This window comes from Aurantimonas sp. A2-1-M11 (assembly GCF_036549475.1).
Taxonomy (GTDB): domain Bacteria; phylum Pseudomonadota; class Alphaproteobacteria; order Rhizobiales; family Rhizobiaceae; genus Aurantimonas.
The window spans coordinates 1-23,113 of sequence record NZ_JAZHLI010000027.1 but is presented as its reverse complement, the minus strand read 5'-3'; the positions used below and the strand labels follow the sequence as shown (position 1 = coordinate 23,113).

General features: G+C 68.2%; 24 protein-coding genes. 7 read left to right on the top strand and 17 right to left on the bottom strand.

Annotation, left to right across the window (positions count from 1 at the left end; translation table 11 throughout):
* Positions 1-107: 107 nt before the first annotated feature.
* From VQ042_RS13680 to VQ042_RS13655, 6 genes are all read right to left on the bottom strand, one after another.
* Positions 108-1,058, bottom strand: coding sequence for a glycine--tRNA ligase subunit alpha (locus VQ042_RS13680; RefSeq protein WP_331820146.1), 951 nt, complete (start codon positions 1,056-1,058; stop codon positions 108-110).
* A 233-nt stretch (positions 1,059-1,291) separates the two neighbouring features.
* Positions 1,292-2,461: a zinc-dependent alcohol dehydrogenase gene (locus VQ042_RS13675; protein ID WP_331820144.1), complete on the bottom strand. Its 1,170-nt coding sequence runs from the start codon at positions 2,459-2,461 to the stop codon at positions 1,292-1,294.
* A gap of 193 nt (positions 2,462-2,654) precedes the next feature.
* Positions 2,655-2,849: a hypothetical protein gene (locus VQ042_RS13670; protein ID WP_331820142.1), complete on the bottom strand. Its 195-nt coding sequence runs from the start codon at positions 2,847-2,849 to the stop codon at positions 2,655-2,657.
* Between the two features lie 131 nt (positions 2,850-2,980).
* A complete protein-coding gene (locus VQ042_RS13665; RefSeq protein ID WP_331820140.1) occupies positions 2,981-3,856 on the bottom strand; it encodes a S49 family peptidase in 876 nt (291 codons plus the stop codon).
* Positions 3,857-3,943: 87 nt separating this feature from the next.
* Positions 3,944-4,756, bottom strand: coding sequence for a methyltransferase (locus VQ042_RS13660; RefSeq protein ID WP_331820139.1), 813 nt, complete (start codon positions 4,754-4,756; stop codon positions 3,944-3,946).
* Entirely contained in the window at positions 4,743-4,961 is a 219-nt protein-coding gene (locus tag VQ042_RS13655) for a putative signal transducing protein (RefSeq protein WP_331820137.1), read from the bottom strand. Before VQ042_RS13655 ends, VQ042_RS13660 begins: the two co-directional genes overlap by 14 nt.
* A 238-nt stretch (positions 4,962-5,199) precedes the next feature.
* Here VQ042_RS13655 and VQ042_RS13650 point away from each other — a divergent pair, with 238 nt between their 5' ends.
* From VQ042_RS13650 to moaB, 4 genes are all read left to right on the top strand, one after another.
* Entirely contained in the window at positions 5,200-6,213 is a 1,014-nt protein-coding gene (locus VQ042_RS13650; RefSeq protein ID WP_331820135.1) for a polyprenyl synthetase family protein, read from the top strand.
* 206 nt (positions 6,214-6,419) lie between these two features.
* The gene (locus tag VQ042_RS13645) at positions 6,420-8,240 is read left to right on the top strand and encodes a tetratricopeptide repeat protein (protein ID WP_331820133.1); all 1,821 of its coding nucleotides are present in this window, start codon (positions 6,420-6,422) and stop codon (positions 8,238-8,240) included.
* 17 nt (positions 8,241-8,257) lie between these two features.
* Positions 8,258-9,181 (top strand): 4-(cytidine 5'-diphospho)-2-C-methyl-D-erythritol kinase, encoded by a 924-nt coding sequence (locus tag VQ042_RS13640; RefSeq protein WP_331820131.1) that lies wholly within the window; start codon positions 8,258-8,260, stop codon positions 9,179-9,181.
* On the top strand, positions 9,178-9,723 hold the full coding sequence (gene moaB / locus VQ042_RS13635; protein ID WP_331820129.1) for a molybdenum cofactor biosynthesis protein B: 546 nt from the start codon (positions 9,178-9,180) through the stop codon (positions 9,721-9,723). Before VQ042_RS13640 ends, moaB begins: the two co-directional genes overlap by 4 nt.
* Positions 9,724-9,732: 9 nt before the next feature.
* On the opposite strand, the gene VQ042_RS13630 is transcribed toward moaB, so the two are convergent.
* Entirely contained in the window at positions 9,733-10,269 is a 537-nt protein-coding gene (locus VQ042_RS13630) for a glycosyl transferase family 2 (protein ID WP_331820127.1), read from the bottom strand.
* A gap of 125 nt (positions 10,270-10,394) precedes the next feature.
* Here VQ042_RS13630 and VQ042_RS13625 point away from each other — a divergent pair, with 125 nt between their 5' ends.
* Both VQ042_RS13625 and VQ042_RS13620 read left to right on the top strand, forming a co-directional pair.
* Positions 10,395-11,552, top strand: a complete 1,158-nt coding sequence (locus VQ042_RS13625; protein ID WP_331820125.1) for a PA0069 family radical SAM protein — start codon at positions 10,395-10,397, stop codon at positions 11,550-11,552.
* Between the two features lie 115 nt (positions 11,553-11,667).
* Positions 11,668-12,354: a ribonuclease HII gene (locus VQ042_RS13620; protein ID WP_442880086.1), complete on the top strand. Its 687-nt coding sequence runs from the start codon at positions 11,668-11,670 to the stop codon at positions 12,352-12,354.
* A 102-nt stretch (positions 12,355-12,456) separates the two neighbouring features.
* Here the strand turns inward: VQ042_RS13620 and VQ042_RS13615 are convergent, their stop codons facing one another.
* The 6 genes from VQ042_RS13615 to VQ042_RS13590 form a co-directional block, all read right to left on the bottom strand.
* On the bottom strand, positions 12,457-12,936 hold the full coding sequence (locus VQ042_RS13615) for a F0F1 ATP synthase subunit B (RefSeq protein WP_331820121.1): 480 nt from the start codon (positions 12,934-12,936) through the stop codon (positions 12,457-12,459).
* Between the two features lie 10 nt (positions 12,937-12,946).
* A complete protein-coding gene (locus VQ042_RS13610) occupies positions 12,947-13,549 on the bottom strand; it encodes a F0F1 ATP synthase subunit B (protein ID WP_331820119.1) in 603 nt (200 codons plus the stop codon).
* 74 nt (positions 13,550-13,623) lie between these two features.
* Complete coding sequence (locus VQ042_RS13605) at positions 13,624-13,851, bottom strand: F0F1 ATP synthase subunit C (protein ID WP_163042766.1); 228 nt, start codon at positions 13,849-13,851, stop codon at positions 13,624-13,626.
* A gap of 79 nt (positions 13,852-13,930) precedes the next feature.
* Positions 13,931-14,665: a F0F1 ATP synthase subunit A gene (locus VQ042_RS13600; RefSeq protein ID WP_331820206.1), complete on the bottom strand. Its 735-nt coding sequence runs from the start codon at positions 14,663-14,665 to the stop codon at positions 13,931-13,933.
* Positions 14,666-14,822: 157 nt separating this feature from the next.
* Complete coding sequence (locus VQ042_RS13595; protein WP_331820117.1) at positions 14,823-15,224, bottom strand: AtpZ/AtpI family protein; 402 nt, start codon at positions 15,222-15,224, stop codon at positions 14,823-14,825.
* A gap of 69 nt (positions 15,225-15,293) precedes the next feature.
* Entirely contained in the window at positions 15,294-16,343 is a 1,050-nt protein-coding gene (locus VQ042_RS13590; RefSeq protein WP_331820115.1) for a TerC/Alx family metal homeostasis membrane protein, read from the bottom strand.
* A 338-nt stretch (positions 16,344-16,681) separates the two neighbouring features.
* On the opposite strand from VQ042_RS13590, the gene VQ042_RS13585 reads away from it, so the two are divergent.
* On the top strand, positions 16,682-19,165 hold the full coding sequence (locus tag VQ042_RS13585) for a heavy metal translocating P-type ATPase (protein WP_331820113.1): 2,484 nt from the start codon (positions 16,682-16,684) through the stop codon (positions 19,163-19,165).
* A 57-nt stretch (positions 19,166-19,222) separates the two neighbouring features.
* Here the strand turns inward: VQ042_RS13585 and mmsB are convergent, their stop codons facing one another.
* The 4 genes from mmsB to VQ042_RS13565 all read right to left on the bottom strand — a co-directional run.
* Positions 19,223-20,083 (bottom strand): 3-hydroxyisobutyrate dehydrogenase, encoded by an 861-nt coding sequence (gene mmsB, locus VQ042_RS13580; protein ID WP_331820110.1) that lies wholly within the window; start codon positions 20,081-20,083, stop codon positions 19,223-19,225.
* Positions 20,084-20,153: 70 nt separating this feature from the next.
* Positions 20,154-21,215, bottom strand: coding sequence for an enoyl-CoA hydratase/isomerase family protein (locus tag VQ042_RS13575; RefSeq protein ID WP_331820108.1), 1,062 nt, complete (start codon positions 21,213-21,215; stop codon positions 20,154-20,156).
* Positions 21,212-22,354: an acyl-CoA dehydrogenase family protein gene (locus VQ042_RS13570; protein ID WP_331820106.1), complete on the bottom strand. Its 1,143-nt coding sequence runs from the start codon at positions 22,352-22,354 to the stop codon at positions 21,212-21,214. The genes VQ042_RS13575 and VQ042_RS13570 overlap by 4 nt, the downstream gene beginning before the upstream one ends.
* Before the next feature lie 258 nt (positions 22,355-22,612).
* A partial coding sequence (locus tag VQ042_RS13565; protein WP_331820104.1) for an ISAs1 family transposase occupies positions 22,613-23,113 on the bottom strand: 501 nt, incomplete at its 5' end.

Sequence of the window (23,113 nt, the reverse complement as noted above, 5' to 3'; positions counted from 1 at the left end):
CGACCCTTCACTGCGGAACGCCTGCCCTTGGCGGCGCGCCTGACCTGTCCCTCCACGGCGATATAAAGGTCGCTGAAGGAATTGGTACGGCAGGGGCTGCAGATAGCTCAGGCGGCGGCGATCGCCGCCGAGGCCCCGCCCGCATCGGTCAGCAGGAACGCCTCGCCGCAGGCCTTGGCGAGGGTGCGCACCCGCAGGATGTAGCTCTGGCGCTCGGTGACCGAGATCACGCCGCGTGCGTCGAGCAGGTTGAAGACGTGGGAGGCCTTGATGCACTGGTCGTAGGCCGGCAGCACGCAGCGATGCAGCGGGCTCGCCCCCATCGTCGCGCCGGCCGCCAGCACCGCCAAGCATTCCGCTTCGGCATCCTCGAAATGCTTGAGCAGCATCGCGGTGTCGGCGATCTCGAAATTGTAGCGCGAATATTCCTGCTCGGCCTGCAGGAAGACGTCGCCATAGGTGACCTTCTCGTCGCCCTCGCGGCCGTTGAAGTTCAGGTCGTAGACGTTGTCGACATTCTGCACATACATGGCCAGCCGCTCGAGGCCGTAGGTCAGCTCGCCCGCCACCGGCGCGCATTCGATGCCGCAGACCTGCTGGAAATAGGTGAACTGCGACACCTCCATGCCGTCGCACCAGCATTCCCAGCCCAGCCCCCAGGCGCCCAGCGTCGGGCTTTCCCAGTCGTCCTCGACGAAGCGGATGTCGTGGAGGGCGGTGTCGATGCCGATCGCCTGGAGCGAGCCGAGATAGAGCTCCTGCAGGTTGGACGGGTTGGGCTTCAGGATCACCTGGTACTGGTAGTAGTGCTGCAGCCGGTTGGGGTTCTCGCCATAGCGCCCGTCCTTGGGCCGGCGCGACGGCTGCACATAGGCGGCGTTCCAGGGCTTCGGCCCGAGCGCGCGCAGGGTCGTCGCCGGATGGAAGGTGCCGGCGCCGACCTCCATGTCGTAGGGCTGCAGCACCACGCAGCCATAGTCGGCCCAGTAGCGGTGCAGCGTCAGGATCAGCGCCTGGAACGAGCGGCGCGGGTCCATGTGCGGGGGAAGGTCAGACATCGGGCGGAATCCGGCTTGCGGCCCCTGTCAGGGGCGGGAATTGGCCGCGAGTTGCCACGAGCGCCGCGAAGCGGTCAAGGCACCGCGCGTTTCACCGGGCCGAAGACAGCCTCGCAGCCGGTCAAAACGAAACGGGGTGGATCCTGACGATCCGTCCCGCTTCCGATGCGCTTGTTGGGTGCTGCCGGTCGAGGCGCCCTTGCGCGTCTTCTCGGACCCCCGGCGCCCTGGCCTCAGGGAGTCAGCACGACCTTGGTGCAGCCATCCGTCTTGTCGCGGAAGGTCTTGTAGAGCTCGGGTCCATCCTCCAGGGTGCCGCGATGGCTGATGAAGGACGTGGTGTCGAACTGCCCTTCCTGGATGCGCACGAGAAGGTCGTCGGCCCATTTGTTCACATGGGTCTGGCCCATCTTGAAGCTGAGCGACTTGTTCATCGCCGCGCCGAAGGGGATCTTGTCGACGAGGCCGCCATAGACGCCCGGCACCGAGATCGTGCCGCCCGGCCGGCAGACATAGATCATCTCCCGCAGGACGTGGGGCCGGTCGGTCTCGGCCATCACCGCCTGCTTGGCCCGGTCGAACAGGTGCTCGGCCTCGTAGCCGGAATGGGCCTCCATGCCGACGCAGTCGATGCAGCACTCGGGGCCCTTGCCGCCGGTCAGCTCGTTCAGCCGCTCGACGACGCTCTCCTCCTGGAAGTTGATGGTGAGCGCCCCCATCCGCTCGGCGATCGCCAGGCGCTCGGGCACTTCGTCGATCGCCACCACCTGCTTGGCGCCCTGGATGATGGCGCTCTGCAGGGCGAACAGGCCGACCGGGCCGGCGCCCCAGATCGCCACCGTGTCGGTGGGCTGGATGTCGCAGTTCTTGGCGCCCTGCCAGCCCGTCGGCAGGATGTCGCCGAGGAACAGCACCTCCTCGTCGCTGAGGCCGTCCGGCACCTTCACCGGACCCGCATCGGCGAAGGGCACGCGCACATATTCGGCCTGGCCGCCGGAATAGCCGCCGGTCAGGTGCGAATATCCGAACAGCCCGGCACCCGAGTGCCCGAACATCTTGGCCGCCATCTCGGCATTGCGGTTGGAGCGCTCGCAGACGGAGAAATTGCCGCGCCGGCACTGGTCGCATTCGCCGCAGACGATGGTGAAGGGCACGACGACCCGGTCGCCGACCGCCAGCTTCCGGTTGTCCTTGCCGACCTCGACCACCTCGCCCATGAATTCATGGCCGACGATGTCGCCGGATTCCATGCCGGGCATGAAACCGTCGTAGAAATGCAGGTCCGATCCGCAGATGGCGCAGGCCGACATCTTGATGATCGCGTCGCGGCCGTGCTCGATCGTCGGATCGGGCACCGTGTCGCAGCGCATGTCGTGCTTGCCGTGCCAGGTGATGGCTTTCATGGCGGAACTCCGGGGTCATCGCGTTGGGGATGATCCGGTAATCCTGCGCGGGCAGGCCGGTTCCGGCTGCGACAACAGGGGAATAGGCAGTCGCCTACGCACCAGTCGCCTGCCGGTGCGGTACGGCCATGCGAGAAGAGCGTGCAGGTCGTCGGAGCGAGACGGGCCGGCGGACAACCGCCGGCGCCCGGTCTCAGTCCTTCTTGATGCGGTAGACGCCGTCGTCGCCGCGCACCAGCGTGCCCTGCGCGCCCGTGCGGGTTTCCTGCTCGGAGCGTCGGTTGTTCTCCGACACGCGCGCGGCATCGCGCTTCATCTGCTTGTAGCCGAACAGCGCGGCGGCCCCGACCAGGCCAAGAAGAAGAAACTGCGGCATGTAGGCGATCATCGCTCCGTTCCCCGACAATTATGCGCGGTGGCCCATCTCTTGGCAACAAAAAGCGGCGGAAGCAAAGCGCGCCCGCCGATCACTTTTATGGCGACCCCCGCGACCGCGGCCGGTGCCGCATCTCGCCGTTGTCAGAGGCCGAAGCGCGCCCACAGCGCCCGTTCCTCGGCGACGCCCATGACCTCCCGGGCAAAGCCCGCGCCGATGTCGGCCAGTCCCTCGCCCGCGGCCATGGCGGCGTGGACACCCGGCTGGGGGCGCCCGAACAGGGTGCGCTTGCCCTGCACCAGTTCCAGCTTGACCTTCGGCCCGAAGCGGGCGCGCAGGGTGCCGCGCAGATCGCCCAGCCGATCGACGAGGCCGAGTTCGAGGCCGCGCAGGCCGGACCAGAACAGCCCGGTAAACAGATCGTCATGCTCGACCAGCCGCGCGCCGCGGCTGTCCTTGACGAGATCGATGAAGGTCTTGTGCACTTCCAGCTGCAGCGCCTTCAGATGCTCGACATCCTCCGGCCGCTCCGGCTGGAACGGATCCAGCGTTGCCTTGTTGGCGCCGGCGGTGTGGACGCGGCGCTCGATGCCGAGCTTGGCGATCGCCTCGACGAAGCCGAAGGAGCCCGAGACGACGCCGATCGAGCCGACGATGGAGGATGGATCGGCGATGATCTCGTCGCCGGCGCAGGCGATCATGTAGCCGCCCGAGGCCGCGACATCCTCGACGAACACCATGACCCGCTTGTCCTTTTCCTCGGCCAGATCGCGGATGCGCTGATGGAGCAGCCGCGACTGGACCGGCGAGCCGCCGGGCGAATTGACGATGATCGCGACGGCCGGCGCCTTCTTGTGGGCGAAGGCCTTGGCGAGCAGCGGGGCGGCGGAGGCCAGCGACAGCGACGGCCGCAGGGCGGTGCCGCCGCTGGAGATCATGCCGGTGAGCCGCACGACGGGGATGATCGTCTGGTCCGAACGGAAGCGGGCGGGGAGAAGTTTCTGGAAGCGGTTAGCCAAGAGGGCGGCCTCTGCTGGGGAAAGAGATGCCCCTCATGTAAGCGCGCCCGACCGCTTCGCAACGCATGAGCAGAGCGACGCCCGCAACTAGAGGCCGAGATCGCCAGTCCCCTCCGCGATCGTGATGGCAAAATCCGTCAGTCCGCCGGCCGGCCGGTGCAGGGTGTGGGCGGGCAGGACCGCAAGCGGCGCACGCGAGCCCTTGCGCCCCAGGACGACGAGGCGCGGCGCCGGCGCCGCATCCCGCGAATGGATCGCCACGATCCGCAACGCGCCGATGCGGCCCTCGCAGGCGGTCAGCAGGGTCGGCAGCGCGTCGGTCCGCACGATGGTGGCAAAGTGTCCCCCATGGGCCAGGAGCGCGGCACAGGCGCGCACCCAGCGGCCGAGAAAGTCGCCGTCGGCCGCGCTCATCGCGGCCGCGCGCAGCGGATCGGGCGACACACGGTGGTCGCACGGGTGAAAGGGCGGGTTGGTCAGCACATGGGCGAACGCGCCGTCGGCGAGCCCTGCGCCCTCGCGCGCCGCGCGTCCGGCGAGGATGTCGACTTCCGCCACGCGGACCCGGGCGGCCAGCTCGCGATTGGCCGGCAGCACCAAGCTGCGGCGGGCGAGATCGGCCATGACCTTGCTGTTCTCGACCAGCGTGACCTCGGCCGCGGCGCTGCGGCAGGCCGCCGCCAGCCCGACGGCCCCTGCCCCCGAACCGATGTCGGCGACGCGGCCCCCGGCCCCTTGCGGCAGCGTCGCGGCAAGCAGCAGCGCGTCGAGGCCCGAGCGATAGCCGCGCCCCTGCGGTTGCAGCAGCGCGAAGCGACCGCCATAAAAGCCGTCGCAGCGCACGGCCGGTTCGCCGCCATCATCGGCCGCGCCGGCGGAACCGGGTTCAGGAGAGTTCATGACCGAGGTCGGCATCCTTGAGGATGCGGCGGGCCTGATCCATGCGATCGGTGTCGACGAGCACGCGTCGGGGCAGCACGCCGATCGATCCGTCGAGGATGCTCATATGGACATCCGCCAGGAAATGCGGAATGTCCGCATCCTTCAGCAGTGCATCGACGAAGGACAGGAGCACCACATCGTTCGACCGCATGAGTTCCTGCATGAATGGCTCCGCGAATCGTGGCGACCGAAGCCGACGGATGGGACGGCCCGATGACGACCGCAACGCCCCATAAGTGCCTGAAGAGCATCGGCGATGGCAAGCGCCGCCGCTGCGATGCCGGGAATACCCAGGCGACGCAGCGTCGCGCGGTCTTTATATCTGCTGCGCGGACGCCATCTGTGCCCACGACACGCGGCATCGCCTGTGCGACCGTCCCGCAAACCCACGGAGTAGCATTGTGAGCCTGGCCAGCCCCGTCGAGCGGACCGACAGCCGCGCCTCGATCGAGCCGATCATCGCGGTGACGGCGCAGGACATGGCACGCGTGAACGAGCTGATCCTGGCCATGGCCGGATCGAATGTCGAACTGATCCCGGAAATCGCGGAGCATTTGATCTCGTCGGGCGGCAAGCGGCTGCGGCCGATGCTCACCATCGCCTCGGCGCTGGCCCACGACTATCGCGGCGATGCCCATGTGAAGCTCGCCGCCAGCGTCGAGTTCATGCACACGGCGACGCTGCTGCACGACGACGTCGTCGACGAGAGCGATCTGCGGCGCGGCCGCAAGACCGCGCGCACCATCTGGGGCAACCAGGCCAGCGTGCTGGTCGGCGACTTCCTGCTGGGCCAGGCCTTCAAGACCATGGTCGAGGTCGGCTCGCTGACGGCGCTGGACATCCTGTCGACCGCCTCCTCGGTGATCGCCGAGGGCGAGGTGTGGCAGCTCTCGGCTGCCAAGCACATGACCACCAGCGAGGCCGACTATCTGGCGGTGATCGACGCCAAGACGGCGGCGCTGTTCGCGGCGGCCGCCGAAGTCGGCCCGGTCATCGCCGGCGCCGGCGAGGCGGAGCGCAAGGCCATGCGCGACTATGGCCGCAGCCTGGGCCTGGCCTTCCAGCTCGTCGACGACGTGCTCGACTATGGCGGGACGGCCGCCGCGCTCGGCAAGAACACCGGCGACGATTTCCGCGAGGGCAAGATCACGCTGCCGGTCATCCTCGCCTTCCAGGCCGGCAATGGCGACGAACAGGCCTTCTGGCGCGAGGCGATGGAGGGCGGGCGCAACGACGACGAGGCGCTGGCCCGCGCCACCGCGCTGATCCACCGCCACGGCGCGCTGGAGGAAACCGTCTCGCGGGCCCGCCAGTATGGCGAAGCGGCCTATTCCGCCGCCGCCGGCCTGCCGCCCAGCGCCAGCCGCGAGGCCCTGCTCGGCGTCGTGGAATTCTGCATCGACCGGGTCAGCTAGGCGCGTTGCGCCGGCGGACACGGCCCCTGCGGGCCGCATTCCCGCCAATCTCTGCGTCCAGAACGGGCCGGGCTATTGCATTGGCGTGCCGCTTGGCATCCCCTCGGCGAATCGGCCAGACGGGTGACCGGCATTACATCGACCACGAAACGCGGCGTTCGATCGTCTGCGGGCGTGCCCCGGGAAGAGGATTTCACGTGCACAGAATGCGGCTTCTGAGACTTCTCACCGCCACTCTCCTGGCGACCGCGGCCGGAGTGCCGACGGCACTGGCCGCGGCGGAATCGCCCGCGACGACGCCCCCCGCGATCAACGCACAATCCCTGTCCGGCGCCTATCTGGCGGCCAAGTCCGCCCAGCTCAGCGGCGACATGGCGACCGCCAGCGACCTCTTCGTCCAGGCCCTGTCCATGGACCCGACGTCGCAGATCCTGCAGCAGGACGCGATGTTCGCCTTCCTCGCCGACGGCCGCTTCAAGGACGCCGTGGACATCGCCGCCAAGCTGCGCGACGTGCCGGAGGCCGGCAAGGTGGCGCGCATCGCCATCGGCGTCGATTCCCTTGCCAAGGGTGCCTTCGACGCCGCCATCGCAGAATTCGACGTGGTCGATCCCAGCGATCTAGACGCGCTGCTCCTCGGCGAGATGATGGCCTGGGCCGACCTCGGTGCCGGCCGCGTCGACGAGGCGCTGCTGCGGATCGACGAATTGCAGGGCGCGCCCTGGTTCTCGGTCTTCAATTCCTACCAGAAGGGTCTGATCGCGATCGTGGCCGATCGCCCCGCGGTGGCACGCCGCGCGCTGCGTATGGTCGTCGACGACCAGAACAATGCCCGCACGTCGCCCGACGCCTATCTCGGCGCGGCCGAGGCGCTGGCGCGCCTGGAGGCGCGCGACGGCAAGCAGGACGCGGCGCTCGCGGCGATCCAGACCGGGCTCGACCTCGTGCCGACCTACGACCCGCTGCTGCATCTCCAGGCCCGGATCGAGAAGGGCGAGACCATCGAGCCGGCTTTGGCCAGCGTCCAGGAGGGCGCGGCCGAAACGCTCTACATTCTCGGCCAGGCGATCAATCGCGGCGACGGCCAGCAGGTCGCGCTGCTCTATTTCCAGATGGCGCGGGCGCTGGCGCCCCGCAATCCGTCGCTGCTGACGGCGCTTGGCGGCATCGCCGAGCGGTCGGACCGGCTGGAGCAGGCGATCGCCTTCTATCGCGAGATCCCGGAAAACTCGGCCTATCGGCGCACGGCCGAACTGCAGATCGGCCTCGACCTCTGGTATTCCGAACAGAAGGAAGAGGCCAGGGCGCATCTGGAACGCGCCGTGCGCAGCTATCCGGAGGACCCCAAGGCCTATATGGCGCTGGCCGACGTGCTGGCTGCCGACAAGGACTACGCCCCCGCGGCCGAGGCGCTTGACACGGCGATCGAACTGACCGAGGCGTCCGGCGAGCCCAGCTGGAACCTCTACTACCAGCGGGGCATCGCCTTCGAGCGGACCGACCAGTGGGACAAGGCCGAGACGGATTTCCGCCGGGCGCTGGAACTCTCGCCCGACCAGCCGCAGGTCCTGAACTATCTCGGCTATTCCTGGGTCGACATGAACGAGAACCTGCAGGAAGGTCTCGACATGATCCGCAAGGCCGTCGAGTTGCGGCCGAATGACGGCTACATCATCGATTCCCTCGGCTGGGCCTATTACCGCCTCGGCCGCTACGACGAGGCGGTCGAGCAGCTCGAGCGGGCCGTGCTGATCACGCCGCTGGATCCGACCATCAACGACCATCTCGGCGACGCCTACTGGCATGTCGGGCGCACCCGCGAGGCCCGCTTCCAGTGGGAGCGCGCGCTGATCGGCGAGCCCGAGCCCGCCGAGGACGTCAAGTCGACGATCCGCACCAAGCTCAAGGACGGCCTGGAGGCCGCCACCGAACGGGCCGCCACCGGCTCCGACGATGGCGACGCCGCAAAGAAGGCAGCGGCAGCCCAGGCGCCCGCTTCCGACGAGCCTGCCACGCAGGTCGAGTGAGCGGCAGCCGGCGCACGATGGTTCTGCAACTGTCCACGCCGCAGCATCTGACGGCGCCGGCCAAGGTCAATCTCGCCCTCCATGTCGTCGGCCGACGCGCCGACGGCTACCATCTCCTGGAAAGCCTGATCGCCTTCGCCGCGGACGCATGCGACATCGTGACCGTGACGGCCGCGCCCGGCGCGGCGGACGTCCTCACTATCACTGGCCGGTTTGGCCGAGGCCTGTCCGCCGGCGACGACAACATCCTCACCCACACGCTCGGGCTGGCGCGGACGGTGCTGGCCGAATCCGGCCTGACATCGCCCGCCCTTGCCATCACGCTCGACAAGCGGCTTCCCGTCGCCGCCGGGATCGGCGGCGGCTCGGCCGATGCGGCCGCCCTCATCCGCCTGATCGGTGACCTGACCCCGGCCGCCAAGGACGCGCTGGTCGCCCGCGCCGCATCGCTGGGCGCCGACGTGCCCATGTGCGCCGAGGGGCGCCCTGCCCTCGTCACCGGCATCGGGGACGAGGTTCACCCGCTCCCGCAAATGCCGGTCCTGCACATGCTGCTGGTCAATCCGGGCGTGCCGGTCTCGACCCCGGCAGTGTTCGCGTCCCTGCAAGGCCGCGACAACCCGCCCCTGCCGCCGCTGCCGTCGGGCGGCTTCGCTGCGACCGGCGATCTCGTGAGCTGGCTGGACGGCACCCGCAACGACCTCGAAGCGCCGGCCATGGTCCTTGCGCCTCAGATCGCGGCAGTCCGCGACGCGCTCGCCGGGGAAGGCGCGCTGATGGCCCGCATGTCGGGCTCGGGCGCCACCGTCTATGGCCTCTTCGACGACGACGCGAGCCTTGCGCGCGCCCGCGACCGCATCGCCGCCGCCCATCCCGAATGGTGGCTGTCGGGCGCGGCGCGCCCGGTCCTGGCCGCGCAACTGCAAACGGAGACCCCATGAGCGAAGAGCGTTCCTTCATCCCGTTGTCGATCGCCGTCCTCACCGTCTCCGACACGCGGAGCCTGGAGGAGGATCGCTCGGGTTCGCTCCTCGTCGAGCGGCTGACCGGGGCAGGCCACCGGGTCGCGGACCGGCAGATCGTCACCGACGACGTGCCGGCGATCCAGGAGGCCGTCAGGACCTGGTGCCGGCGCGAGGACGTCGACGTGGTCATCACCACCGGCGGCACCGGCTTCACCGGCCGGGACGTGACGCCCGAGGCGCTCGAACCGCTGTTCGAGAAGCGCATGGACGGCTTTTCGGCCATCTTCCACCGGATTTCCTACGAGAAGATCGGCGTGTCGACTATCCAGTCACGGGCGACGGGCGGCGTGATCGACGCCACCTTCGTCTTCGCCCTGCCCGGTTCGCCGGGGGCCTGCCGCGACGCCTGGGATCACATCCTGGCGGCGCAGCTCGACTATCGCCACAAGCCCTGCAATTTCGTCGAGATCATGCCGCGGCTGGACGAGCACCTGCGCCGCGGCGGCCGCACCGCCTGACGCGGGCCGTCAGTTGCCGCTACTGCCGCGAACGGCCGGGCGGATGAAGGCCCGCATCCGCGTCACCGCGACGCCCTTGGCGACCTCCTCCAGGCTGAAGGCGAGCTTCGACAGGCCGATGGCCTGGCGCTTCTGGACGAGGAACCCTTCCGCCATCGCGGTGCGGATCTGGCGGAACCGGACGAAGAAACCCGGCCGGTCGTTGGGTGACCGGCGAAAACGCGCCGCCGGCGTCGTGGCCCGCCCTGCCCCCACCTGGTCGGCATGCTCGACGACGGCCTCCATCCAGCCCGGCAGCAGCCGCGCGCCAGGCTCCAGCAGCAGCAGCCAGTCGCCGCGCGCCGCCTCGATGGCCGTGCGGAAGTCGCCCGCGGCAACGATGCGGCAGCCGGCATGGTCAGCCACCTTGCGGGCGTTCTCGTCCATGCCCCGGTCGACCAGCACGACCTCGCGCACGAGCCCTTCCACGGCGCCGGGGATGAGCGACGCCAGGCTTGCCGCCAGCCACTGATCCTCGGGTCCGCAATCCATGAAAACGCTCAGCATCCCCTGCTCTAACCGAGCCAGCGGCCCGTGACCAGAACGGAACCTATTTTGTTCTTGTCTTGTTCTCATATCAGGTCTAGGACATTCGTCGCAGACAGGTTCCAGGAACCAGGGAGAACAGCGCCATGCAGGACATCGCCAAGGCCGACCGCGCTGCGTTTTCCGCGCCCGACGGCATCGACATCGCCAACCACATCATCGGCGAGGCAGGCCTGCGGATTGGCTTCGACCGGCGGCGTGGCCGCGGCGCGGGGTTGAACCCCAGCGGCCGCTTCGAACCGTTCAAGCGGCAGGCCGTCGACGACGGCTGGAACAGCCTCGACGACCTGCCGGCCTTCAAGACCGACGTGCAGGTCGAGAAGCCTAGGACGATCATCAGCCGAAACACCTCGCCAGACATATCCTTCGACCGCTCGATCAATCCGTATCGCGGCTGCGAGCACGGCTGCGTCTACTGCTTCGCCCGGCCGTCCCACGCCTATATGGGCCTGTCGCCCGGCCTCGACTTCGAATCCCGGCTGTTCGCCAAGCCGAACGCCGCCGAACTGCTGGAGCGGGAGCTGTCCAAGCCCGGCTACCAGGTGAAGCCCATCGCCATCGGCACCAACACCGATCCCTACCAGCCCATCGAGAAGACCTGGCGGGTCATGCGCGAGGTGCTGGAGGTGCTGGAAGCGGCCAACCATCCGGTCGGCATCGTGACCAAGTCGGCGCTGGTCCTGCGCGACATCGACATCCTGTCGCGGATGGCGGCCAAGGGACTGGCCAAGGTGGCGCTGTCGGTGACCACCCTCGACCGGACGCTGGCGCGGGCCATGGAGCCCCGGGCGGCGACGCCGGCCAAGCGGCTCGAGGCGGTCCGGACCCTGAGCGAGGCCGGCGTGCCGACCATGGTGATGACCGCGCCGATCATTCCGGGCCTGACCGATTCGGAGATCGAGCGGCTCCTGGAATCGGCGCAGACCGCAGGGGCAAAGGAGGTCGGCTACGTCCTCCTCCGGATGCCGCTGGAAGTCTCGCCGCTGTTCAAGGACTGGCTGCTGCGCCACTACCCCAACCGCTACCGGCACGTCCTGTCGCTGCTGCGGTCCATGCGCGACGGCAAGGACTACGACGCCGAATGGGGCAAGCGGATGCGCGGCACCGGGCCCTACGCCTTCCAGATCCGGCGGCGGTTCGAGATCGCGGCGCGCCGCCTCGGCCTGAACGAGACCCGCACGCAATTGCGCTGCGACCTGTTCACGCCGCCCCGCGGCACGGGCGTCCAGCTGGCGCTGCTCTAGCACCCGCACCCCATCGTCCGGCCATCACCCCTCGGCCGGATGAACTCGCCGGTTTGCCACCCCGGACTCGGCGAGGCTTGTGGAGAATCGGAGAATGCGCGAGTCTCGCCGCATCATGGCTCGCCGTTCCTCCGATTCTCCCGTTTGCACGAAGAAACCCGCGCGCCGCGTCGTTGCAGCCAAGGGCCCCGACTTTTCGCGCGAGGCGCTGCTGCTGAGCGAAGGCAGGCGGTACATCGCCGGCATCGACGAGGCCGGACGCGGCCCGCTGGCCGGCCCTGTCGTGGCTGCCGCGGTGATCTTCCCCGCCAATGATTTCCCCGACGGGCTCGACGATTCCAAGAAGCTCCTGCCCGCCGACCGCGAGCGGCTGTTCACCGAGATCGTCGCCAAGGCCCTGGTCGGCATCGCATCGGCCAGCGCCGACGAGATCGACCGGTTCAACATCCGCGGCGCGACGCTCATCGCCATGCGGCGGGCGCTCCACGCCCTGCCCCAGTCGCCCTGCCACGTCCTCGTCGACGGCCGCGACGTCCCCCCTGCGCTGCGCTGCGCCGGCACGGCGGTCATCTCGGGCGACGCGCTGAGCCTCAGCATCGCCGCCGCGTCGATCGTCGCCAAGGTCACGCGCGACCGGATCATGGCGCGAGCCTGCCGCGCCTACGAGGGCTACGGCTTTTCCCGCCACATGGGCTACGGCACGCCGGAGCATCTGGGCGCCATTGCGCGTCTCGGACCAACACCGATCCATCGCATGAGCTTCAGCCCGCTGCGCCGCGACCTGCTCGACGCCGCCGAATAGCCTCTCCCGTCGCCGATCCGACCGCACAACGAAAAAGGGCCGCCGAAGGCAGCCCTTTTCAGAATGTCGTGTCGCGTTGCGGCCCCGGGACCACCCGACGGCTCAGTTGAGCCGGTTGCGGACTTCGGCGATCGAGGAGTCGACGAACTGGCCGGCATTGCCGCCCGAATTGCGCTCGGCGATGATCTTGGCGGCCGCAGCCACGGCCAGGTCGATCGCCGTCGCGCGCACTTCGGTCACCGCGTCGGCCTCGGCCTGCGCGATCTTGGTCTCGGCCATCGCCGTGCGGCGCTGAACATATTCCTCGTTCTTGCGGCGCGTGTCCTGGAGCATCAACTCGGCCTCGCGCTTGGCGGCGGCGACGATCTCCTTCGCCTCCTCCTCGGCCTCCTGGCGGCGGCGCTGATATTCGGCCAGCTGCTGCTTGGCCTCTTCCTTCAGCTCGCGCGCTTCCTCGATCTCGTTGCGGATGCGGTCAGCCCGGTCGTCCAGCGACGAGCCGATCTTGGCCGGCGCCTTCACGTACCAGAAGATGGCAAGGAAGATGAGGAGGGCGACGAACGCCCAGAATGAATTGTCCATTGTCGGCTCCTCAGCTGCGCACGGCGGTCACGGCGCCGGCGACGTCCTCGCGGGAGACGTCCATGCGGATGACCTCGCGCAGGATGGTGTCGGCGGTCTCTTCGGCGATCTGGCCGACATCCTTCAGGGCCTCGTCGCGAACCGCGGCAATGCGGATCTGGGCCGCGTCCAGTTCCTCGTCCAACTTCACGTCGAGGCGCTTGCGCTCGGCCTCGGCGCTGGTCTTGGCCGAATCGCGGGCCTCGTGGCCGATCTTGTGGGCCCGGTCGCGGGCCGCGGCCAGGTCCTGCTCGTAGGCGGCCTTGGCCTCGTCGGAATCGGACTTCATCCGCTCGGCGGCTTCCAGGTCGAGGGCGATCCGGTCGCGGCGGTTCTCCAGGACCCCGGCGATCCGCGGCAGGATCACCTTCTTCAGGACGAGGTAGAAGATGCCGAAGGTGATCGCGAGCCAGAGCAGCTGCGAGGGATAATATTCGGTATTGAAGGGCGGGAAGGTGCTGTGCTCACCCTCGACGTGGATCGTCTCGCCGTGCAGCTCGGCGGTCTCGCCGGCGGGCGGCAAGTCGACGGCATCCGGCGATTCGGTCTGCGCGAAGGCGGGTGTGACGAACATCGAGGGCTCCCGGCATAGGGGACCGGCGACAGGGGCTGCCGCCGGTCGGTCTTCTTAACTGCGCTGGACGCCGATCAGACGGCGAAGAGGAGCAGAAGCGCGATCAGCAGCGAGAAGATGCCGAGCGCTTCCGTCACCGCGAAGCCGAAGATCAGGCGGCCGAACTGGCCGTCGGCGGCCGACGGGTTGCGCAGTGCGCCCGAGAGGTAGGCGGCGAACATGTTGCCGAGACCGAGGGCGGTTCCAGCCATGCCGAAGCATGCGAGGCCGGCACCAATGTATCTTGCTGCTTCCGCGTCCATGTCTAACTCCTTTGAAAATTCTATTGCGGCTGTTGTGGCGGCTGGACGGCCGCCTCTGGGTTATCCTGGAATCGTCGTCTTAGTGGCCTGGATGGATCGCGTCGTTGAGATACATGCAGGTCAGTACCGCGAAGACGTAGGCTTGCAACGCGGCGACCAGGAATTCGAGCGCCGTCAGAGCGACGGTCATGGCGAGGGGCAGGATCGCACCGAAGATCCCGAGCGCGCCGAAGGCGCTCAGCGAGACCACGAAGCCGGCAAAGACCTTCAGCGTGATGTGACCCGCCAGCATGTTGGCGAAGAGACGAACCGAGAGCGAAACCGGCCGCGACAGGAACGACACGACCTCGATCAGCACCACGAGCGGCAGCAGGATCCCCGGGACCCCCGACGGCACGAAAAGCTTGAAGAAGTGCAGGCCGTGCTTCTTCAGGCCGTAGACCACTACGACGCCGATGACGAGCATCGACAGGGCGAAGGTCACGATCAGGTGGCTGGTCACCGTGAAGAAATACGGCACCATGCCGAGCAGGTTGGCGACCAGGATGAACATGAACAGCGAGAAGACGAACGGGAAGAAGCGCATGCCACCCGAGCCCGCCGCGTCCCGCAGCATGTTGGCCACGAATTCGTAGGACAGTTCGCTGATCGACTGCATGCGGCTCGGCACGAGGCCGCGCCCGCGGGTCGAATAATACAGGAACGCCGTGGCGACCGCGACCGTCGCCACCATGAACAGGGCAGAGTTCGTGAACGAGAAATCCAACCCGCCGATCTCGATCGGTACGATGTTGGAAATCTGGAACTGGTGCATCGGATCTGTCGGGTTCGTCGCCAAACTCACTGGTCCTTCGTCATCTCGCGCTGGGCCCTGGCGAGGGCCGTCATGCCCATAGCGTCCCAAACCGGGCTTCGCAACACCCCGTCGTCAGATTGCCCTTCGCAATTGCACCGGAATCGGCCGCGCCGGCTCAGGCCGGGTCCGGGCCGTGGGGTGGCGTTCCGCCGGAGACGCCGCGGATGACGTTGAGAACGCCGGCGGCGAATCCGATCATCAGAAAGACGATGAGGCCGAAGGGCGTCGTGCCGGCGAGCTGATCGATGAGATAGCCGATGCCGGCACCCACCAGGATGCCGGCAACGAATTCGCTGGCGATCTTCATGCCCTGGGCAACGCCCTGCATCCCGCCGGAGCGGCTGGCCGGCTCGTCGCGCATCGCGGGCATGCGCCGCCGCTGCTCGGCCAGGCGCTCTGCCAGCGCCTGGCTGCGGGCATCCCAGTCGCCATCCTGCGACCCGCCTGCGACGGCAGGCCGCGGCTCATGCGCCACGGAGCCGTCGGGGCGTGCGTCCTTCGGATTGTCCGCCACCATTCCTCCCTGTCCTCATCCCGTGACGCGGGGGCGCCGCACGTGCCGGCGCCGATCCACCGCGTCTGGGTCTCAGTTCCGACCGCCGGGCTCGTCAGCGGCACGCCTGGCGACCATGCCGGAGCGGATCAGGCTGGCCACCGTCGTGATCACGAGGATACCCACGATCACCCCCAGCGAGAAGCTGGTGCTGATATGGGGCAGGCCCTCGATGGGCTGGCCGCCATTGATGAAGCCCAGCGTGTTGGCCTCCATCGCATGGATGATCAGCTTGGCGCCGATGAAGCCCAGGACGAGGGCCAGGCCGAAGCCGAGATAGACCAGCCGGTCCAGGAGCCCGCCGAGCAGGAAGTACAGCTGCAGGAGCCCCAGAAGCGCAAAGGCGTTGGCGGTGAAGACGATGTAGGGCGCGTCGGTCAGGCCGTAGATCGCCGGGATCGAATCGAGCGCAAACAGCAGGTCGGTCATGCCCAGGGCGACGATCACCACGAACATCGGGGTGAAGTAGCGCAGACCGTCGCGGCGAATCGTCAGCGCGCCGCCGGCGAAATCGTTCGTGGTGCGCACATTGCGCTGGAACCACTTCACGACGGCATTGGGCTCGTATTCCTCGTCGGTGCTGTGATTGTGGGAGAAGCTCTCCACGGCCAGCTTGTAGGCCGTCCACAGGAGGAAGGCACCGAACAGGTAGAACACCCAGGCAAACCGCTCGATCGCGGCCGCGCCGACCGCAATGAAGATGCCGCGCATGATCAGCGCCAGCACGATGCCGATCAGCAGCGCCTTCTGCTGATGGATCCGCGGCACGGCGAAGCTCTTCATGATGATGACGAAGACGAAGAGGTTGTCGACCGACAGGCTCTTCTCGGTGATGAAGCCGGCAAAGAACTCGATGCCGTGCGTGCGGTCCCAGAAATACCAGACCCCGAAGCCGAACAGGATTGCAATGGCGATGTAGAAGGTCGACCAGGCCGCCGCTTCCATGAAGCTCGGCTCGTGCGGCTTGCGCACATGGGTCATGAAATCGAAAATGAACAATCCGACGATGCCGCCGATCGTCGCCAACCAGATCCAGGTCGGTATTCCTTCGGCCGCCAAGCCGCCAATCGCAGTCGCTTCCACCCATCGCTCCTGTCCGGGCGTCGGGTGGCCCGGTCTCGAATGTTCGTTTCGCCCGCGTCCCTCGCCAGCACCCACGGCGAACCCGTGGGCGAGCAGAAGACGTGCGTCGACGCTCGCCCAGCGATCGCCATGCGTTGCCGCTAAGTGGGGAAGCCGCCACGCGCTTCAAAGACCGTCGCGGAGAAAATTCGTCCGCCTGACGATGCGCCCGGATCGGCCTGCGTTGGCGCTCGTCCGTCCTCGTTCACGACGCGGCCCTTGACCTTCCAGTCGCTGGAATCTCCATCTTCGCCGCAAATCGCCCGACCTGGCGGCAATCTCCTGGCAGCGAGGCTCCCATGCCCGAGACCCACAATACCGGCCATCATGCCCATCATGGCCACGACGAAGGCGCCGGGGCCGTCACCCGCGATCCGGTCTGCGGCATGACCGTCGATCCGCAGGCCGGCAAGCCGACGACGAACCCTGACGGCCGCACGGTGCATTTCTGCTCCGATCGCTGCCGCGAGAAATTCGTGGCCGCGCCGCAGGACTATCTGACCGCAGAGGATCCGGTCTGCGGCATGAGCGTCGAGCGCATCGATGCGCGCCACATGGCCAGGCATGGCGGCGAGCGGTTCTATTTCTGCTCGGCCGGCTGCCAGTCGAAGTTCGAGGCCGACCCCGACGCCTATCTGGGCGACCGGCCCGCGCCCGAGCCGATGCCGGAGGGCACGCAATACACCTGCCCGATGCATCCGGAAATCCTCCAGGACCACCCCGGCGACTGCCCGAAATGCGGGATGGCGCTGGAGCCGACGGGCGTCCCGACCGGCGAGGAGGGTCCAAATCCGGAGCTGGTCGACTTCACCCGCCGGCTCTGGGTCAGTGCCCTCTGTGCCATCCCGCTGCTCGTCATCTCGATGGGCCCGATGGTCGGGCTGCCGGTCCGCGGCTGGATCGGCGAGGAACTGGCCACCTATCTGGAATTCGTGCTGGCGACGCCGGTCGTCCTGTGGGCGGGGCTCCCCTTCTTCAAGCGGGGCTGGGCGTCGATCGTCCATCGCTCCCCCAACATGTGGACGCTGATCGCCATTGGCGTCGGTGCCGCCTATGGCTACAGCGTCGTGGCGACCTTCCTGCCCGGCCTGTTCCCGGCCTCGTTCCGCGCACACGGCGTCGTGCCGGTGTATTTCGAGGCCGCGGCGGTCATCGTGGCGCTGATCTTCGTCGGCCAGGTGCTGGAGCTGAAGGCGCGCGAGCGCACAGGCTCGGCGATCCGCGCGCTGATGGATCTGGCGCCGAAGACGGCCCGGCGCATCAAGGCGGACGGGACCGACGAGGACGTGCCGCTCGACGCGCTGGCTGCCGGCGACCGTCTGCGCGTGCGCCCCGGCGAAAGCGTGCCGGTCGACGGCACGCTGATCGAGGGCCGCTCGGCGGTCGACGAATCGATGATCACCGGCGAGCCGGTGCCGGTGGAAAAGAACGCCGGCGACACGGTGACCGGCGGCACGCTGAACCGCAACGGCACCTTCGTCATGGAGGCGCAGGCGGTCGGGGCGGACACCACTCTGTCGCGGATCGTGGAGATGGTGGCGAAGGCACAGCGCTCGCGCGCGCCGATCCAGGGTCTGGCCGACACGGTCGCGGGCTATTTCGTGCCGGCGGTGGTGCTGTCGGCGATCGTCGCCTTCGTCGTCTGGGCTTGGGTCGGCCCACAGCCGGCCATGGTGTACGGGCTGGTCGCCGCCGTCTCGGTGCTGATCATCGCCTGCCCCTGCGCACTCGGTCTGGCGACCCCCATGTCGATCATGACCGCCACCGGGCGCGGCGCGTCCGCCGGCGTCCTCATCAAGGATGCCGAGGCCCTGGAGCGCTTCGCCAAGGTCGACACGCTGATCGTCGACAAGACCGGCACGCTCACCGAAGGCAGGCCGCAGCTCACCGACGTGATCGCCGTCGACGGCGACGAGACGCAATTGCTGGCGGCCGCCGCCAGCCTCGAACGCGGATCCGAGCATCCGCTGGCCGAGGCGATCGTCGCAGGCGCGCGCGATCGCGGCGCGACCCTGTCGGAGGCGACCCAGTTCGACGCCGTCACCGGCAAGGGCGTGCGCGGTCATGTGCGCGGCTCGCTCGTCATTCTCGGCAACCGCGCCATGCTCAAGGCCGAGGGAATCGACGGCGAGGCGCTGGACGACGACGCACAACAGATGGAGACCGACGGCAAGACCGTGATGTTCGTCGGCATCGATGGCCGGGCTGCCGGCTTCATCGCGGTCTCCGACCCGATCAAGTCGACCACCGAAGCCGCGATCCGGGCCCTGCACGACAGCGGCATGCGAATCGTCATGGCGACCGGCGACAACGAGCGCACCGCCAGGGCGGTCGCCGTCCGGCTGGGCATCGACGAGGTGCGGGCCGGCCTTTCGCCACAGGACAAGCAGGCGCTGGTGGAGGAACTGCGCGCCGGCGGCGCCAGGGTCGCGGTCGCCGGCGACGGCGTCAACGACGCGCCGGCGCTGGCTGCGGCCGATGTCGGCATCGCCATGGGCACCGGCGCCGACGTGGCGGTCGAGAGCGCCGGCATGACGCTGGTGAAGGGTGACCTCAACGGCATCGTGCGGGCCCGCCACCTGGCCCGTGCCACGATCCGCAACATCAAGCAGAACCTGTTCTTCGCCTTCGTCTACAATGCGCTGGGAGTGCCGATCGCGGCCGGCGTCCTCTATCCGGTCTTCGGCCTGCTGCTGTCGCCGATGCTCGCCGCCGCCGCGATGAGCCTGTCCTCGGTCTCGGTCATCGCCAACGCCCTGCGGCTGCGGACAGTGAAGCTGTGACGGCTCGCGCCGCCTGACGACGCGGCCGGCCTCTTCGCGAAGCCGGCCGCAATGGCGTCACTGCTTGCCGAGCTGGTCCAGGATCGCCGAGAAGTCGCGGCCCTTGCCGCCGGACTGGACGAAGGCATCGTAGATGTCGCGGGCGTGGCGGCCGAGCTCGGTCGTGGCGCCGGCAGCCTCGGCCGCGGTCTGCGACAGGTCGAGGTCCTTCAGCATCAGCTCGGCCGCAAAGCCGGGCTTGTAGTCGTTGTCGGCCGGGCTCTTGGGGCCGATGCCCGGCGCCGGGCAATAGGTGTTGATCGACCAGCAGGAGCCCGACGAGGTCGACGCCACGTCGAACATCGCCTGGCGGTCGAGGCCGAGCTTGTCGGCCAGATGGAACGCCTCGCAGACCCCGATCATCGAGATCCCCAGGATCATGTTGTTGCAGATCTTGGCGGCCTGGCCGGCACCGGCATCGCCGCAATGCACTGCCTTCTGGCCCATGGTCTCGAAGAGCGGGCTGCCCTTGGCGAAGGCGTCCTGGCTGCCGCCGACCATGAAGGTCAGGGTGCCGGCCGCCGCGCCGCCGGTGCCGCCGGAAACCGGCGCGTCGAGGGACAGGAGCCCGGCCTCGCGCGCCATGTCGTGGGCTGCGCGGGCACTCTCCACATCCACCGTCGAGCAGTCGATCAGCAGCGCGCCGGGCGCGGCCCGGGGCACGATGTCGGCATGGACGGCGCGCACGATGTCGCCGTTGGGCAGCATGGTGATCACCGCCTCCATACCTGTCACCGCCTCGGCGAGCGACGCGGCGGGCGTGACGCCCTCGACGGTGACGCCGGCGGTGTCGTAGCCGCTCACCGCGTGACCGGCCTTCGCCAGATTGGCCGCCATCGGCGCCCCCATGTTGCCGAGACCGACGAAACCGATCTTCATGGCCGTTCCTCCCCTGCTGGATTCCATCAATTGGAGCGTCCCTCGTGCATCCTGCCGGACGCACGGCGCCCTAGTCTTCCAATGTCAGTTCGTGCTCGCCCAGTGGCGCCAGCATGGCGGCGACCCGCGCCTGCGGCAGGTCCTCGATCCGCGCCGGCGACCATTTGGGCTCGCGATCCTTGTCGATCACCGCGGCGCGGATGCCCTCCAACAATTCGCCCTGGTCGATGGACCGGTAGGTGAAGCGATATTCGTTGCGCAGCGCCGCCTCGATGGTCGGCTCGGCGCGCGCCGCGCGCACCAGTTCCAGCGTCGCGCCGACGGAGATCGGCGAGCCCTTGCGGATGGCGGCCGCCGTGCGCTGCGCCCATTCCCCACCATCGGCGGCCAGCCGCTGCAGGATGTCCGCCGCGTCGGCGCCCGCAAAGGCCGCGTCGATGCCGGCGCTCTGCTCGGCCAGCGTCGAGGCCGGCGCCGTCTCGGTGAAGCGCGCGACCGTGCCCGCATCGCCGCTCGCCACAAGCGCCTCGGTCAGGGCCGGCAGCCGGGCGGAGGCCACGCAGGCATCGGCGAAGCCGGCGGCGATGGCCTCGCCCGGCCCCATGCGAAACCCGGTCAGCGCCAGATACTCGCCGAGCCTTCCGGGGGCCCGGGCCAGGATCAGCGTCGCCCCGACATCGGGCACCAGGCCGATGGCGCATTCGGGCATGGCGACCATCGAGCGCTCGGTCACGATGCGGTGGCTGGCATGGCCGCCGAGACCGACCCCGCCGCCCATGACGATACCGTCCATCAGCGCCACGACCGGCTTGGGGTAGCGGGCGATCTTGGCGTTCAGCCGGTATTCCTCGGCCCAGAATCTGCGGGCGGCCGCCAGGTCGCCGGCGCGGCTGTCGTGATAGATCTTCTGGATGTCGCCGCCGGCGCAGAAGGCCCGGTCGCCGGCCGCGTCCATGACGACGAGGTGAACCGCGGGATCGTTGGCCCAGCCGTCCATCGCCGCCTCGATGGCCAGCGACATGGGATGGGACAGGGCGTTGAGGGATTTCGGCCGGTTGAGGGTGATGCGCCCCGCCTTGCCCTCGACCCGGATGAGGACGTCGTCTGTCGCTGCCATGGTGTCGTTGCTCATGAATGCTCCGCCAGGAGTGCGCGCGCGGTGATCATCCGCATGATCTCGTTGGTGCCTTCCAGGATCTGGTGGACCCGCAGATCGCGCACGATCTTCTCGATGCCGTAGTCGGCGAGATAGCCGTAGCCGCCATGCAGCTGCAGGGCCATGTTGGCGACCTCGAAGCTGGCATCGGTGACGAAGCGCTTGGCCATGGCGCAATGCTTGGTCGCGTCGGGCGCCTTGGTGTCGAGCTTCCAGGCGGCCTGGCGCAGGAAGATGCGCGCGGCCTGAAGCTGCGTTTCCATGTCGGCCAGCCGGAACTGCAGGGCCTGGAACTCGGTGAGGTTCTTCCCGAAGGCCTGGCGGTCGCGCATGTAGGCGACCGACTTGTCCAGCGCCGCCTGGGCCGCGCCGAGGGCGCAGGCCGAGATGTTCAGACGGCCGCCGTCCAGACCCATCATGGCGTAGGAAAAGCCCTTGCCCACTTCGCCCAGAAGATTGCCGCCCGGCACCCGGCAGCCGTCGAGGCGGACTTCGGCGGTCGGCTGGGCGATCCAGCCCATCTTCTTCTCCAGCGCCCCGAAGGACAGGCCCTCGGTGCCGTTCTCGACGAGGATGGCGGAGATGCCCTTCGGCCCCGCCTCCCCGGTCCGCGCCATGACGACATAGAGGTCGGAGAAGCCGGCGCCGGAGATGAAGCTCTTGGTGCCGTTGAGGAGATAGCCGTTGCCGTCGGGCTTTGCGCTGGTGCGCAGGGCCGCCGCGTCGGAGCCCGAGCCGGGCTCGGTCAGGCAGTAACTCGCGACCTTTTCCATGGAGGCGAGCTTCGGCAGCCATTCGGCGCGCTGCTCCTGGCTGCCGAAGCTGTCGATCATCCAGGCGACCATGTTGTGGATTGACAGGAAGGCCGAGACGGACGGATCGCCATAGGACAGGGCTTCGAAGATCAGTGCCGCGTCGAGCCGCGACAGGCCGGAGCCATGGTCGTCGCGCACGTAGATCGCCGCCATGCCCAGCCCGGCGAGTTCGGTGAGGACGTCGCGCGGCAGCGCCTTCTCCTCCTCCCAGCGCGCGGCGTGGGGGGCCATCTTCTCGACGGCGAAGTCCCGCGCCACCGTGAAGATCTGGCTCTGCTCGTCGGTGAGCGCGAAATCCAAGGCGGTTCCTCCCGAAAACCCGGCATGACGCCGTGCGCCGCGTCGTCGCGGCCTCCTCCCCGACTGGTCTAGAAGCCTGCCCGACGCGCATCAAGCGCGGAATGCGCGGCAACCGCCGACCCGGCCGAAAACAGTGTAATAACCGTTACATGCCAGGCGATGGCTCGCTCTGCATGGCAATGGGGGTCCATTGGCAAACAAGCAGTCGGTGCGTTTCGCAACCATTTAAGCACGCAGGGGAATCGGGTGAGTTGAATTTCACGAGATGAGGCTGACGAGGAATTTCTCGTTCCACCCGGCCTTCAATCGTTTGTTGGTCATCGACAGTTTGGCGGGATTCCGCCGCAACAGGTTATGTGCGATGTGATTGATGGTGGTGAAATTGGCCGGAGCATGTTCGGTGCGGACCCGGCATTCATCGTCTCTGAAGAGGCAGTCCATCAGCCAGTGCATGCTCTCGACGGACCAGTGGCGCCGAACGATGTCACCGAGCTGGTCGGCCTTGTCGATTGCTGACGTGATGTAGAAGCGCGTTTCCCGTTCGACCTTGGTGTTGATCCGGCGCTCGCTCTCGACCATCACCACGCCCTTCAAGCCGGGCCAGTTGTGGCGCTCCTGGAGCCAGCCGACATCATGGAAGACGGTGGTGGCGGGTCTCGATGCGGCCGTGATCACCATCGACCGTGTTGTGCTGGCTGATCGTGGTGTCTTTGAAAGACCTGGCTTTTTGCTCGTTGGCGAAGAGCTCGACTTCGTCGC